Here is a 14,222-nt window from a genome sequence, read left to right on the forward strand (position 1 = left end):
GGCTCAAGTTGCCTGCAACTTGAGCCTCGCCGGCGATTGAGGCGCGGGGGTCCGGGGGCGGAGCCCCCGGTTACGGGAAGGGGCGGGGTGGGGAACAAGCCCGCCGCAGGCGCACCCGCACCCGCCCCCTCAGACCACCCCCGTCTTCCCCCTCCATGGCCTGCACAGCAGCAAGAAGCACAGCATCGCCCCCACCCCGCACACCACCTGCACCACCGCCATCGGCACGGCCGTCGACTCGCCCGCGATGCCCACCAGCGGCGAGGCGACCGCGCCGACGAGGAAGGACGCCGTGCCGATCAGTGCCGACGCCGAGCCCGCCGCGTGCGGGGTGCGCAGCAGTGCCAGCGCGTTGGTGTTGGGCATCGCCAGCCCCATCGCGGACATCAGGACGAACAGGCCCGCCGCGACGGGGAACAGTCCCACCTCCCCGAAGACGCCGGAGGTCAGCAGCAGCAGCGCGGTCGCCGCGAGCATGATCACGGCCAGGCCGAAGCCGAGGGCCTTGTCCAGGCTGACCCGGCCGACGAGGAGTCGGCCGTTGATCTGGCCGACGGCGATCAGGCCGATCGAGTTGAGGCCGAAGAGGAGGCTGAAGGTCTGCGGCGAAGCGCCGTAGATCTCCTGCACGACGAACGGCGAGGCCGAGATGTACGCGAACAGCGCGGCGAAGGCGAGTCCGCCGGTGAGCATGTAGCCGGTGAAGACCCGGTCGGCGAGGAGGCCGCGCATGGTGCGCAGCGCCTGGCCCACTCCGCCGCTGTGCCGCTTCTCCACCGGCAGCGTCTCGTCGAGCCATTTGACGACCACGAGGGTGAGCACGACGCCGACGACGGTGAGGACCACGAAGATGCCGCGCCAGTCGGTGACCCGCAGCACCTGGCCGCCGATGAGCGGGGCGATGACGGGTGCCACGCCGGATATCAGCATCAACGTGGAGAAGAACTTGGCCATCTCCACGCCGTCGTAGAGGTCGCGCACCACCGCTCGGGCGATGACGATGCCGGCCGCGCCCGCGAGGCCCTGCAACAGCCGGAAGCCGATGAGCAGTTCGGCGGTCGGCGCGAAGGCGCACATCGCCGTGGCGACGACGTAGACGAGCATGCCGACGAGCAGCGGCCGGCGGCGTCCCCATTTGTCGCTCATGGGGCCGACGACGAGCTGGCCGAGGGCCATGCCGGCGAGGCAGGCGGTGAGGGTGAGCTGGACGGTCGCCGCGGGTGCGTGCAGCGAGTCGGTGACCGCGGGCAGCGCCGGGAGGTACATGTCCATGGACAGCGGCGGCAGCGCGGTGAGGCCGCCGAGGACGAGTGTGACGAGGAGCCCCGCCCGGCGTGCGGCGGCGACACCGGCGGCCGGACCACTGACAGCCGGACCGGTGACAGCCGGACCGGTGACGGCCGGACCGGTGACGGAACCCGAAACAGGGGCGGAGCCGGAACCAGGGGCGGAGCCGGAACCAGGGGCGGAGCCGGAAACAGAGGCGGAGCCGGCAACAGGCGTCGCGGCCGCGGCCGTTGCGCCATCCCGCGGCGCGGGAACCGCGGCGGAGACCGGGGGCGCGGATGCCGGTCCGGGATGAGTGGTTCGTCCTTGTTTGCTCTGGCCGCTCTCCGGCATCTACAGCTCCTAATCCTATTTTCAACATCTATGCTCTCAGCTCGTCCGGACTGATCGAGACCTTTTCGGCGTGAACAGGGGTGGGCAAGTGACGAGCGACACCGTGCGGTGGGGCGTACTGGCGACCGGCGGCATGGCCGCGAGATTCGTCGAGGATCTGACGGCCATGCCCGACGCCGAGGTCGTGGCGGTGGCCTCCCGCACCGAGGCGTCCGCCAAGACCTTCGCCGACCGCTTCGGCATACCGCGCGCGTACGGGGACTGGGCCTCGCTCGCCGCCGACGAGGACGTCGATGTGGTGTACGTCGCGACGCCGCACTCCGCGCACCGGGCCGCCGCCGGACTCTGTCTGGCGGCCGGGAAGCCGGTGCTGTGCGAGAAGCCGTTCACCCTGAACGCGGCCGAGGCGGCGGAGCTCGTCGAACTCGCCCGCCTCCACGGCACGTTCCTGATGGAGGCCATGTGGATGTACTGCCACCCGGCCGTCCGCCGCATCGCCGAGCTGGTCCGCGAGGGCGCCATCGGTGACGTCCGCACGGTGCAGGCCGACTTCGGGCTCGCGGGCCCGTTCGCCCCGGACCACCGGCTGCGGGATCCCGCACTCGGCGGCGGCGCGCTGCTCGATCTCGGCGTTTATCCGGTCGCGTTCGCGCTGCTGCTGCTCGGCGAGCCGGAGCGCGTCCAGGCGGACGCGCTGCTCTCCCCGGAGGGCGTGGACCTCAACACCGGGATGCTGCTCGGCTGGCCGGACAAGGGGGCGACGGCACTGCTGTCCTGCTCGATCACGGCCGGCACCCCGGTCACGGCGTCCGTGACCGGGACGGCCGGCCGGATCGACGTCCCTGACGGATTCTTCTTCCCCGAGCGCTTCGTCCTGCACCGCGACGGCAAGGAGCCGGAGGAGTTCCTCTTCGACGGCCGGCGGGACTCGCTGCACCACGAGGCGGCCGAGGTGATGCGTGCGGTGCGGGCGGGTGAGAAGGAGTCGCCCCTCGTCCCGCTCGAGGGGACGCTCGCCGTGATGCGGACGCTCGACGCGGTGCGTGAGCGCATCGGCGTCCGCTTCCCGGGCGAGCGTCACGGCGGATGACGGCACGCACCACCGCCTGACCCCGACGGCCGCACGCCACCGACGGGCCGGCCGGGCCGTCCGGCACATCGCACGCCACCGACGGACCGGCCGGGCCGTCCGGCACGTCGCACGACGTGCCGGACGGCGGCTCAGGCCTGCTGAAGCCCCGGGCTCCCCGCCTGCGTCACGAACGACGCGGTCGTGGTGACGGGCGCGCCCGGCGTCGTCACGGCGGCCACCGTACGGAAGTCGGCGCGTGCCTGCTGCTGCTCGAGGGTGACCGTCACATAGCCGCGGCGCCCGTTGTAGAACTTCATGTGCGGGTTCGCCGTGGTGTACGTCTCCCAGGTGGCCGGCCTGTCGGCACCGTCCTTGCCGCTGGAGATGGACGTGGCCACGATCTCGGTGCCGACGATCTCCGCGCCGGGCGTCTCGTAGTCGCGCTTGATGTCGTAGGCGTACGCGACGTGCACGTCGCCTGTGAGGACCATCAGGTTCTCCACGCCGGCGGACTTCGCGCCGTCCAGGACCCGGTCGCGGGAGGCGGGGTAGCCGTCCCACGCGTCCATGCTGAGCTTGGGGTCGTCGGTCAGGTCCAGCCCGCGCCGCGAGAAGTTGACCTGCTGGGGCACGACGTTCCAGACGGCGGTGGACGCACGCCAGCCGTCGATCAGCCAGCGCTCCTGCTGCGCGCCGGTCATCGTGCGCGACGGGTCCTCCGACTCGGGTCCCGAGACGTGCGCCCGGTCGCCGTACGCCTGGTCCGAGCGGTACTGGCGGGTGTCCAGCACGTCGAACTGGGCCAGCTGTCCGAAGTGCAGCCTGCGGTAGAGCTGCATGTCCGGTCCGGCCGGCTGCTGCGGGGCGCGCAGCGGCTGGTTCTCCCAGTACGCCCGGTAGGCGGATGCCCGGCGCAGCAGGAACTCCTCCGGCGGCACGCCGTTCTCGGGCGTCTCGTCGGCGTAGTTGTTCTCGGTCTCGTGGTCGTCCCAGGTGACGACGAAGGGGTGCGCGGCGTGGGCGGCCCGGAGGTCGGGGTCGGACTTGTAGAGGCCGTACCGCAGCCGGTAGTCCTCCAGGGTGACCGTCTCGCGGTTGAAGTGGGCCGGCAGGACGCGGTCGGTGTAGTTGCGGGCGCCGCCCGCCGAGTTCACGGCGTACTCGTAGAGGTAGTCGCCGAGGTGGAAGACGACATCGAGGTCCTCGTCCGCGAGGTGCCGGTACGCGGTGAAGTAGCCGTCGTGGTACGCCTGGCAGGACACGGCCGCGAGCTTCAGCCGGCCGAGGACGGCGCCGGGGGCGGGGGCGGTGCGGGTGCGGCCGGCAGGGCTGATCCACGTGCCCGTGCGGAAGCGGTAGTGGTAGACCCGGTCCGCCTCCAGGCCGGCGGCCTCGACGTGGACGCTGTGGTCGAACTCGGGGAAGGCGGTGACGCTGCCCCGCTTGGCGATCCGGGCGAACGCGGCGTCGTGGGCGACCTCCCACTGGACCTGGACCCTGGCGTCGGGCATGCCGCTGCCCGGCTCGTACGGCCTGGGCGCGAGGCGGGTCCACAGCACGACGGACCCGGGCTGGGGGTCGCCGGACGCCACGCCGAGCGTGAAGGGGTTCTCGGTGATCTTGCGGCCGTTGACCGTACTGGCGTGCGCGGTGCCGGGCAGGTTCACCGCGAAGGCGAGCGCGGCGGCGGCGGACGTGGCGGTGAGGAAGGTGCGTCGCCCGAAGTGTCGGGCGGCGGCTCTGAGCTCGGGCGAGTGGGTCGTGTGCGCGGGTGTCATGTGGCCCTCCCCTTACGGCTGTTGTCAGTCGCATTGCAGCCGGGGCCGACGAATCCGCGTTGTCGGGGACACAACATCCGCATGGCGGTCGGATGAGATCCGTGTACGACGCATGCGCGTACGCTGCGCAAGCATGAACGCTGTAGTGAGAATCGCGGTGGTGACAGGTGCGGGCTCCGGCATCGGCCGGAGCGTGGCACTGGAACTGGCCCGGGCAGGACAGGACACGGCCACCAGTTCGACCGTTCGCCCGAAGTGGGCACTGGCGCTCGCCGGTCGGCGTAACGAGTCGCTGGAGGAGACCGCGGCGCTGATCCGTGACGTCCGGCCGGACGCGGACGTGCTCTGCGTGCCGACGGACGTGACCGACCCCGACGCGGTGTCGGCCCTCTTCACCACGGTGCGCGAGCGCTACGGGCGGCTCGACCTGCTCTTCAACAACGCGGGCACGTTCGGGCCCGGCGGCATCCGCTTCGAGGACCTGGAGTTCTCGGCCTGGCGCAAGGTCGTCGACACCAACCTGAACGGCGCGTTCCTATGCGCGCAGGCGGCGTTCCGCCAGATGAAGGACCAGGACCCGCAGGGCGGCCGGATCATCAACAACGGCTCCGTCTCCGCGCACGCGCCGCGCCCGAACTCGGCGCCGTACACCGCGACCAAGCACGCGCTGACCGGCCTGACGAAGTCCCTGTCACTGGACGGCCGTCCCTACTCGATCGCCTGCGGCCAGATCGACATCGGCAACGCGGCGACCGAGATGACCGGTGCCATGCAGTCGGGCGTCCTCCAGGCCAACGGCGAACTGGCGCCGGAGCCGGTGATGGACGCGGCCGACGTGGCCCGGACCGTACGGCACATGGCGGAACTGCCGCTGGAGGCGAACGTGCAGTTCGTGACGGTGATGGCGACGAACATGCCGTTCATCGGGCGCGGCTGAAGGGACGGCCGGCGCCGCGAGGAGGTCGGGGCCGGCCTCCGCTTCTCCGCCACCGGCCGCCGCACCGTGGCAGTCTGCGGGTCATGGAGAAGACGGACACCGGCTGGGAGACGATCGGCCGCCTGCACGACTGGCTGCACGCGCACACCAAGTACCCGCCGGAGCAAGAGGTGCTGATGCGCGTGCTGAAGCTCTCCGAGGAGGTGGGCGAGGTCGCGCAGGCGGTCATCGGCGCGAAGGGCCAGAACCCGCGCAAGGGCACGACACACACCTGGCAGGACGTCGAGGCGGAGCTGTGCGACGTGATCATCACGGCCATGGTGGCACTGCGCACGCTCACGCCTGACGCGGCGGAGGTCTTCGCGTCACACCTCGACCGCGTGGCGTCCCGCTCGCTGGAAGCCTGAGCCGCACCGCGCCCGTACGCATGGTTTCGAAATCGTCACTCTCGGAAGACTTCTGGATGGGGAAGGAAAGCATCGCGCTGTAACCGAGCCTCGGGGGGCCGGAGTTGGGCTTTCGATGCGCTGCCTGTGACGGCCCGGACGCCCGCCTGGACGCCGGCCGCCGCGCCGCGCTGTGCGGGCGCTGCGAACACCCCACGAGGTCCGGCCGCGATCCCGTCCGGCTGGGTGACATCCTGACGGCCACGGGTGACGCGCTGACGTACCCGACCCGGACGGCCGCCGCCGCGCCGAACCCTGCGACCTGCCGTGAATGCGGCGGTACGGCCGAGTGGCACCGCACCGCGCACGGCCGCTGGATGCTCATCGAGCCCGGCACCCTCGCGGTCACCACGGTCCCGATCGGCCACCGCTGGCGTATCGCGGGCGACGGCACGGCGGTCAGCCTGCGATCGGCGTCCCCCTCCGACACCTGCCGGGTGAGCCACGTCGACGTCTGCCCGGCCCGCCCGGCGCCCGCGCACTCGCCGGCGTTGCACGCGGTGTGGAGGCGGAACGCCCGGCAGGGCGTGTGACGGACGACCGGGCGGCCTGGGCCCTTCAGCCATCAACTCGCCGTGTCAGAAACCTGGTTGACACCTGTTCGTCGGCAACGGTTTGATCTGGACGCCCATCGAACAAATGTCTTCGGAAAGGGAACACTTCATGACGCGCAGCAAGGCGGTAACGGCCGGCATGGCCCTCGTCGCGAGCGGTGCCCTCGTGGTCGGCATGGCAGGTTCCGCCTCCGCGAGCGGCCTCAACGTGAGTGTCAGCAGGTCCTGGGGTACGGCGACGTTCTACCCCGACGGCGACTGGCTGTATGTGACCGACACGTCCGCGGACGGCTACTCGGTGCAGGCCAAGATCGAGCGCTGGCAGAAGATCAACATTGACGCGTGGGGCTGGCGGGACCACCGGACCGGCTGCTATGACACGACCAGCATCGGCCAGCCGGGCACCGGCATCACGACGTGCAACTACGACCTGACCGAGAACGACACGGTGCGGGTCTGCATCGTCCGCAGCAAGGACGGCGTCCGCTACGGCGACTGGCTGTGCAGCGGATCGACCAAGGCCTGATCACGGGCAGGGCCTCCGACCGGGTCGGAGGCCCTTCGGGCACAACACGCGAGTGGGGGCAGACGAGTCGGGCTGTACGCCGGGTTCTGTGCCCCGGGACCTCGCGGTCGTCGGGGCGACGGCCATCCATCTAGGACCGGCGTTGCCGCCGGCCTCGTGCGGTCTACCCGCGGACTCGGGCGGGCAGCCCTCGAACGTCCGCGCAGGACCACCTTGCGGCGGTCCCTCTTGACCTTGCTCCAGGTGGGGTTTACCTAGCCGCCTGAGTCACCTCAGGCGCTGGTGGTCTCTTACACCACCGTTTCACCCTTACCGAGGACCGAGATCCCCGGCGGTCTGCTTTCTGTGGCACTGTCCCGCGGGTCACCCCGGGTGGCCGTTAGCCACCACCCTGCCCTGTGGAGCCCGGACGTTCCTCGGGAGGATCACTGCTGATCCCCACGCGGCCGTCCGCCCGGCTCGTCTGCCGTGGTGACCATGCTACCTGCCCGGCTGCGGGAAACCGGCCGCCCGGGCGGGACGGAACGGCTCCGGGCGAGCCCCCTCGCGGCCCGCCGGTCGGCGCTTGACCTTGTCGCGGCGTCAACGTTTCTACTGAAGTCATGCGTATCGGAGAGATCGCCGCGATGGTCGGTGTGACCACGCGGGCCGTCAGGCACTACCACCATCTGGGGCTGCTGCCCGAGCCCGTCCGGCTGGCCAACGGGTACCGGGAGTACACCGTCCGCGACGCCGTGCTGCTCGCGCGGATCCGGCGGCTCACCGAGCTGGGGCTCGGGCTCGACGAGGTGCGCGACGTGCTCGCGGAGGACGCGGGGCGGGATCTCGTCGAGGTGCTGGAGGAACTGGACGCCGACCTCGGTCGGCAGGAGGCGCTGGTCCATGAGCGGCGGGCGCGGCTGGCCCCGCTGCTCGAGCAGGCGCGGGAGGGGCGGTTGCCCGCCGAGGGGCCGGTGTCCCCGATGCTGGCGGAGCTGTTCGGGGACATGGCACGCGCGTCCGCGGCGCTGCCCGGGCCGGAGCCGGCGATCGCCGCCAAGGACAGGGAGCTGCTGGCGCTGCTGGACACGGTGGCGCCCGCGGCGGAGCAGGAGCGGCTGATGGGGGCGATGCGCCGGATGACCGAGGCACCGGGCGCCATGGAGCGGGCCTACGCGCTGTACGAGGAGCTCGACACGCTCGCGGACGCCGACCCGGCCGACCCGCGGGTGGAGCGGACGGCCCAGGGGCTCGCCGACCTGCTGCCCGACGAGATGGTGGCGCAGCTCGGCACGGACGGCCCGCCCCAGGAAGGGTTCCTGGACGCGTTCCTCGCGGACTTCTCGCCCGCGCAGGCCGCCGTCGTGGAGCGCGCCCTGCGGCTGGTCATGGAGCGTGCCCGGTGAACCGGCTGCTCAGCGCCCTGCGGGGCGTGGCCTACGCGGTGCTGCCCGCCGAGCTGCTGCTCGCCATGTGTCTGGTGGGCGGTGTGCGGATCCCGGCCGTCGTCCTCGCCGTCGCCGAGGTGGCCGTCGTGCTGCTGCTCGCCGCGGAGGTGTTCGCCTTTCTGCGGCTGCGCAGGCGCGGGCTGACGGGGCGGGAGGCGCTGGCCGAGCTCGTACCGCTGCCCGTGCTGCGGCTCATCGGCCATGAACTGCGGCTGATGTACAGCCTGGTACTCCGGGTCGCGCGGCGCCGTGACGGCGTCGGGCCGGACGACCGCGCTTTCGGGCACGCGCGGGACCAAGCGGCGCTGATGTACGGCTTCACCTTCGTCTGCGCCGTCGAGACGGTCGTCATGGCGGTGCTGTTCCGGAACTGGCCGGCCGTGCACGCCGTGCTGCTCGTCGTCGACGTCTACACCGTCCTGTTCATGCTGGGCCTCCAGGCCGCTTCCGTCACCCGCCCGCACGTCCTGTCGGCGGACACGCTGCGGCTGCGCCAGGCCGGCCATGTGGACCTGCGGATACCGCTGGAGCGGATCGCGTCCGTACGGTACGAGCTGATCTTCACGCACGAGAAGCAGGACGAGGTCCTCGATCTGAAGATCGCCGGGCAGACGTCGGTGACTCTGGAGCTGTCCGAGCCGGTGACGTACACCGGTCTACTGGGGCGGGAACGGCCCGTCCGGACGGTCCGCGTCCACGCCGACGACGCCAGGGCGTTCGCGAAGGCCCTGCGGGATGCGGTCGGCGGGGAGCGCCCGGCCACGGCGCCGGTCATGCCGGCGTGAACCGCACCCTCGCCCGCCCGGGATCGGCCTCGGTGAGCCGCACCCTCAGCCGCTCCCCCAGCGGCAGCGCGCCGTCGCCGCCTTCGACGCGCGCCACCACGGCCGGGTCCTCGAGGTGGACGGTGCCCGCCGCCGGGTCGTTCTCCAACACGTCGACGACGACCGCGTCGAAGACCTCGCCGATCCGGTCCCGCAGCACGATCGCTTCGACGATGTCGAGGCATTCGCGTTCGACGGTGTTGCCGCGCCGGCCTCCTTCGGCCATCTCCTTGGGGAGGGTCTCCAGGGCGGCGGTCACCCACTCCGGCGGCTCCCGCCCCGCGACGGCGGCGAGGCACAGCTCGCCCGCGTAGCGGTCGACGAGCCGGCGCAGCGGCGCGGTGCAGTGCGTGTACTCGGCGGCGACCGCCGCGTGGACGGCCGGTACCGGCAGCACCCCGCCGGTGAACGCCGTGTACCCGGCGCCGCGCAGCAGCGTCGTGCACTCCTGGAGGAAGGCCGCGTTGCGCGGCTCGCGCGGATCGAGGGAGCGGACGAGGTCGGCGTACGAGACGTGGTGGGGCCAGTCGACGCGCAGCGCCTTCGCCGAGCGGCGCAGCCGGGCCACGGCCCCGTCGGGGGCGGTCGGCAGGGTGCGCAGGATGCCGGTGCCGGACGCGGTCATGAGGCCGGCGGCGGCCATGCCGGTGAGGAGGGAGATCTGCGCGTTCCAGCCGTCCGCGGGGCGCGGGGCGCGGTACTCGAGGACGTACCCGCCGTCCCGCTCGGCGACCTCCTGCTCGGGGACGTTGAGGGAGATCCCGCCGCGTTCCACCTCGAGCGCCTCGCGCAAGGTGCCGATGTCCTTGAGCAGCGCCAGCGGTTCCTCCGCCGTGCCGGTGTCGATCTGCCGCTGCGCTCCCTCGTAGTCCAGCCTGGCCCGGCTGCGTACGAGCGCCCGGCGCACGTCCGTGGCGACCGTGCGTCCCTCCGCGTCGAGGTCGAGCCGCCACAGCAGCGCGGGGGCGCTCTGGCCGGGCAGCAGGCTGGCGGCCCCTTCGGAGAGACCGGGTGGGTGGAGGGGGACCTTCCCGTCGGGGAAGTACAGGGTCTGCACCCTCCGGTGGGCCTCTGCGTCGAGCGCGGAACCCGGCGTGACGAAGGCGGCGACATCGGCGATCGCGTAGTGGACGCGATAGCCCCCGTCGCGGCGGGCGAGGTGCATCGCCTGGTCGAGGTCGACGGAACCGGGCGGATCGATGGTGAAGAGGGGGATGTCCGTGGCGTCCTCGGCGGGCAGCCGCGGGGCCCTGACAGCGGTAGCGGCCTCGGCGAGGACCGCTGCCGGGAAGTCCCCCGGCACCTCGAGCGTCGTGCGCAGCTCACGCAGTGCGGCGCGCAGCGGGGCCTCGGCTGCGCCGGTCGCTTTCATGTGGCGGCGGGGCATGGACCGAGCGTAGGTCGCGGCGGGGGTGGTGGCATTTCGGCGGGGCGGGGCGGCCTTTGTACTCTGGCGCGGGGCCGCACCCCCACCCCGTGTCCGTACGAAGGAGACCTGCCGTGCTTGTGCTGTTGCCGCCGTCGGAGGGCAAGGCCGATTCCGGCCGCGGGGCTCCGCTGAAGCCGGAGTCGCTGTCCCTGCCGGGGCTCGCGGAGGCACGGGCGGCGGTGCTCGACGAGCTGGTCGAGCTGTGCGTCGCCGACGGGACGAAGGCGCAGGAGGTCCTCGGTCTGAGCGAGGGACTGCGCGGCGAGATCGCGAAGAACGTGGAACTGCGGACGGCGGGGACCCGGCCGGCCGGGGAGATCTACACCGGCGTCCTGTACGACGCGCTGGGCCTCGCCACGCTCGACGCGTCCGCGCGCCGGCGGGCCCGGCAGTCGCTGCTGGTGTTCTCCGGGCTGTGGGGCGCGGTCAGGATCGGCGACCGTATCCCGCCGTACCGCTGCTCGATGGGTGTGAAGCTGCCGGGCCTCGGCGCGCTCGGGGCGTACTGGCGCGGACCGATGGAGTCGGTACTCCCCGAGGAGGCCGGCGGCGGGCTGGTGCTCGATCTGCGGTCGTCGGCGTACGCGGCGGCGTGGAAGCCGAAGGGCGAGGTGGCGAGCCGTACGGCGACGGTGCGGGTGCTGCACTCCCGGATCGATGAAGCGACCGGGGTCGAGAAGCGGTCCGTGGTCAGCCACTTCAACAAGGCGACGAAGGGCCGGATCGTCCGCAGCCTGCTGGAGGCCGGGGCGGCGCCCAGGTCGCCGGCCGCGCTGGTGGAGGCGCTGCGGGACCTCGGACACGTGGTCGAGGCGGAGCCTCCGGCGAAGGCCGGGAAGGTGTGGGCGCTGGACGTGGTGGTCTCCGAGATCCACTAGGCGTTGCGCTGTGCGCAACGCGCGTTGCGCGTGATGCTCGGGCTGGGCAGGATGGGCGCATGACCTCCGTGCTCGGCCTCGCCCCCGTGATCCCTGTCGTCGTCGTCGACGACGCCACCACCGCCGTACCGCTCGCGCGTGCCCTCGTCGCGGGCGGCCTGCCGGCGATCGAGGTGACGCTGCGGACACCCGCCGCGCTCGACGCGATCAGCGCGATCGCGGCGGAGGTGCCCGACGCGGTCGTCGGCGCCGGCACGGTGATCTCACCGGCCGGCGTCTCCTCCGCGGTGGCGGCCGGAGCGCGCTTCCTCGTCAGCCCCGGCTGGACGGACACCCTGCTCGACGCGATGAAGGCGTCCGGCGTGCCGTTCCTGCCCGGTGTGTCCACGACGTCGGAGGTGGTGGCGCTGCTGGAACGCGGGGTGACGGACATGAAGTTCTTCCCCGCGGAGGCGGCGGGCGGCACGCCCTACCTCACCTCCCTCGCCGGCCCGCTCCCCCAGGCCCGCTTCTGCCCCACGGGCGGGGTGTCGCTCGCTTCGGCCCCGTCGTACCTCGCACTTCCCAACGTGGCGTGCGTGGGCGGCACGTGGATGCTGCCCGCGGACGCGGTGCGGGCCGGGGACTGGGCCCGGGTCGAGGCCCTGGCGCGGGAAGCCGCGGGACTGGGACAGCCGTCGGGGGAATAGCCGTCGCGCCCCGGCCCCTCCTTCTCCCGCGGTCCGGCGGTGACCGGCCTCCGCCGGACGTGTGATCGTCGCGGTTCCCCCGGGAGGGACACCGCGGCCCCGGACGACGCGATGCCATGCTCACCTCTGTCCGCTCCCGTGAGCACACGAGGCCCGCCTACCGGCGGGCCGGCGATGACGGGACGCGCACGGCCCGCTTTCGCGGCAGTTGCTTCCCGGCGCCTGCGGGAGGCTGCCGTCCTGGTCGCCCCCGGACGGCTGCGCCGCAGGTCAAGGAGGAGAAACGGCAGTGGACTTCGACAAGTTGGCGTCACCGCTCGCGGCGGCGTACGAGCGGTACGTGCAGGAAGGCGGGAGAGGTCCACTCGTCCGGCAGTCCCGGATGCTAGGGATCGTTTCCGTGCGCGAGCGCGCCAAGCCGGTTCGCGTCGTGGTCTCCCTGCTGTGCGATCCGGACGCCATGCCCGACGTCACCTGGGGCGAGGGGATCGAACTCAACCACGGCGGCCATGAGGTACGGACCGCCATCGTCACCCTGGACGCGCTGGACCGCTTGGCCGGCAACCCCGCCGTCAAGCGCATCGCACCCGCCACCCAGCTGCGTCCCTGCCTGCACGCGGCACAGACCCGGACGGGTACGACCGCCTTCCGGACGGACTCCGGCCTCACCGGCCGTGACGTGGTCGTCGGCGTGGTCGACACCGGCATCGATCCCAGGCATCCCGTCTTCGCCGGCCGGATCGAACGGATCTGGGACCAGACGATGCCCGGGACCGGAGTCGCGGAAGGGGGATACGGCGCGGAGTTCACCGGCGCCGACCTGACCACGGCCCCGCTCTCGCGGGACACGGAGGGCCACGGCACCCACGTCGCCGGCATCGCCGCCGGAAAGGAGGGCGTCGCGCCGGATGCCCGCCTCGTGGTGGTCAAGACCGACTTCATGGATGCCCACATCATCGACGGAATCCAGTACGTCTTCCGCGTCGCGGACGAGTTGGGGCTGCCGGCGGTGGTCAACCTCAGCCTCGGCGGCCACTTCGATCCGCACGACGGCACCGACCTGATGTCCCAGGCGATCGAGGAGGCGTCAGGGCCGGGCCGGATCGTGTGCTGCGCGGCCGGCAACGAAGGGGACGACGACATCCACGCGAGGATCACCGTGCCGGACGGGGCGAAACGCACCGTCCCCTGCCATCCGGGCATCCTCGACGGCGCCCCCGACGTCTTCGCCCTCAACGGCTGGTACTCCGGGAACGACCGGTTCGAGATCGCCATGGTCTCCCCGTCCGGTGCGTCGACCCCGTTCCAGGCCGTCCGGCCCTCGGGGTCGCCGGTGTCCCGTCACCACCTGCCGGAAGGCACGGTCGAGCTCGTCACCCCCGGACCGGACCGCGCCAACGGTGACCACAACTTCTACGTGGGGGTGGAACCGACCGGCCTCGGCCCCGCCACCGCGCCGGGCGGATGGCGGCTCGTGGTGCGGGCCCGGGAAGTGGCCAGTGGCGTGGTGGACGTATGGATGCTCGGCAACGCGGACGCCAGACCGCAGGCGCAGTTCAGCGGCCGTGCCGTGCACGACGCACTCAAGATCGGCTCGCCGGGCGCGGCATCCTCTGCCGTCACGGTCGCCGCCTTCACGTCGCGCACGGAGTGGGACGACATCGACGGCGTCCCCCGCGAGGCGAGCTGGCTGGTGGCCGACGACATCGCTAGCTTCAGCAGCGAAGGACCGCGCCGGGACGGCGAACCCAAACCGGACATCGCAGCTCCCGGAGCCATGCTGGTCGCCGCCCTGTCCCGGGACGCCATCGGTGTCCGCCGTGAGTTCATGACCGACACGAAGCATGTGGCGATGCAGGGCACCAGCATGGCCGCACCCTTCGTCACGGGCATCACGGCTCTGCTGCTGCAGCGCGACCCCGAGCTCGGTCCGGCAGGGCTGAAGGAGCTGCTCCGTGCCGACGCCACGGTCATCGGCGGGACGCCGGGAGTGTTCGACCCGAAGTGGGGACACGGACTCGTCAGCGCCACGGGGCTGTGAG

13 protein-coding genes and 1 other RNA gene are annotated in these 14,222 nt (G+C 72.2%); 10 read left to right on the forward strand and 4 right to left on the reverse strand.

Annotated features, from left to right (window positions below; translation table 11 throughout):
• Positions 1-129: 129 nt before the first annotated feature.
• On the reverse strand, positions 130-1,620 hold the full coding sequence (locus AB0K36_RS20695; protein ID WP_364596342.1) for a Bcr/CflA family multidrug efflux MFS transporter: 1,491 nt from the start codon (positions 1,618-1,620) through the stop codon (positions 130-132).
• Between the two features lie 88 nt (positions 1,621-1,708).
• Between AB0K36_RS20695 and AB0K36_RS20700 the strand changes: the two genes are divergently transcribed.
• Positions 1,709-2,710 carry a Gfo/Idh/MocA family protein gene (locus tag AB0K36_RS20700; protein WP_364596345.1) on the forward strand — a complete coding sequence of 334 codons (1,002 nt, stop codon included), beginning with the start codon at positions 1,709-1,711 and terminating at the stop codon, positions 2,708-2,710.
• A 131-nt stretch (positions 2,711-2,841) separates the two neighbouring features.
• Here AB0K36_RS20700 and AB0K36_RS20705 read toward each other — a convergent pair whose 3' ends face one another.
• A complete protein-coding gene (locus AB0K36_RS20705) occupies positions 2,842-4,470 on the reverse strand; it encodes an alkaline phosphatase D family protein (RefSeq protein WP_364596348.1) in 1,629 nt (542 codons plus the stop codon).
• A gap of 133 nt (positions 4,471-4,603) precedes the next feature.
• Between AB0K36_RS20705 and AB0K36_RS20710 the strand changes: the two genes are divergently transcribed.
• The 4 genes from AB0K36_RS20710 to AB0K36_RS20725 all read left to right on the forward strand — a co-directional run bounded on the left by AB0K36_RS20710 (position 4,604) and on the right by AB0K36_RS20725 (position 6,933).
• Positions 4,604-5,407 carry an SDR family oxidoreductase gene (locus AB0K36_RS20710; protein WP_364596351.1) on the forward strand — a complete coding sequence of 268 codons (804 nt, stop codon included), beginning with the start codon at positions 4,604-4,606 and terminating at the stop codon, positions 5,405-5,407.
• Between the two features lie 83 nt (positions 5,408-5,490).
• Positions 5,491-5,814, forward strand: coding sequence for a MazG-like family protein (locus AB0K36_RS20715; RefSeq protein WP_364596354.1), 324 nt, complete (start codon positions 5,491-5,493; stop codon positions 5,812-5,814).
• A gap of 104 nt (positions 5,815-5,918) precedes the next feature.
• Complete coding sequence (locus AB0K36_RS20720) at positions 5,919-6,386, forward strand: DUF6083 domain-containing protein (protein ID WP_364596356.1); 468 nt, start codon at positions 5,919-5,921, stop codon at positions 6,384-6,386.
• Between the two features lie 130 nt (positions 6,387-6,516).
• Positions 6,517-6,933, forward strand: a complete 417-nt coding sequence (locus AB0K36_RS20725) for a hypothetical protein (RefSeq protein ID WP_189473980.1) — start codon at positions 6,517-6,519, stop codon at positions 6,931-6,933.
• A gap of 59 nt (positions 6,934-6,992) precedes the next feature.
• Here the strand turns inward: AB0K36_RS20725 and rnpB are convergent.
• Positions 6,993-7,395, reverse strand: an RNA gene (rnpB, locus tag AB0K36_RS20730) — RNase P RNA component class A.
• Between the two features lie 140 nt (positions 7,396-7,535).
• Between rnpB and AB0K36_RS20735 the strand changes: the two genes are divergently transcribed.
• Together AB0K36_RS20735 and AB0K36_RS20740 are read left to right on the forward strand one after the other, a co-directional pair.
• Complete coding sequence (locus AB0K36_RS20735) at positions 7,536-8,318, forward strand: MerR family transcriptional regulator (RefSeq protein WP_364596359.1); 783 nt, start codon at positions 7,536-7,538, stop codon at positions 8,316-8,318.
• Complete coding sequence (locus AB0K36_RS20740; RefSeq protein WP_364596362.1) at positions 8,315-9,145, forward strand: hypothetical protein; 831 nt, start codon at positions 8,315-8,317, stop codon at positions 9,143-9,145. The genes AB0K36_RS20735 and AB0K36_RS20740 overlap by 4 nt, the downstream gene beginning before the upstream one ends.
• Here AB0K36_RS20740 and AB0K36_RS20745 read toward each other — a convergent pair.
• Positions 9,132-10,571 carry an RNB domain-containing ribonuclease gene (locus AB0K36_RS20745; protein WP_364596365.1) on the reverse strand — a complete coding sequence of 480 codons (1,440 nt, stop codon included), beginning with the start codon at positions 10,569-10,571 and terminating at the stop codon, positions 9,132-9,134. The two genes, AB0K36_RS20740 and AB0K36_RS20745, sit on opposite strands and share 14 nt — an antisense overlap.
• Positions 10,572-10,684: 113 nt before the next feature.
• Between AB0K36_RS20745 and yaaA the strand changes: the two genes are divergently transcribed.
• The 3 genes from yaaA (at position 10,685) to AB0K36_RS20760 (ending at position 14,221) form a co-directional block, all read left to right on the forward strand.
• A complete protein-coding gene (yaaA, locus tag AB0K36_RS20750) occupies positions 10,685-11,491 on the forward strand; it encodes a peroxide stress protein YaaA (RefSeq protein ID WP_364596368.1) in 807 nt (268 codons plus the stop codon).
• 59 nt (positions 11,492-11,550) lie between these two features.
• Entirely contained in the window at positions 11,551-12,180 is a 630-nt protein-coding gene (gene eda, locus AB0K36_RS20755) for a bifunctional 4-hydroxy-2-oxoglutarate aldolase/2-dehydro-3-deoxy-phosphogluconate aldolase (protein WP_364596370.1), read from the forward strand.
• A gap of 400 nt (positions 12,181-12,580) precedes the next feature.
• A complete protein-coding gene (locus AB0K36_RS20760; protein ID WP_364596373.1) occupies positions 12,581-14,221 on the forward strand; it encodes a S8 family serine peptidase in 1,641 nt (546 codons plus the stop codon).
• The last annotated feature ends 1 nt before the right edge of the window (position 14,222 follow it).

Origin of the sequence: Streptomyces kurssanovii, from assembly GCF_040677245.1 — a bacterium.
GTDB classification, from domain to species: domain Bacteria; phylum Actinomycetota; class Actinomycetes; order Streptomycetales; family Streptomycetaceae; genus Streptomyces; species Streptomyces kurssanovii.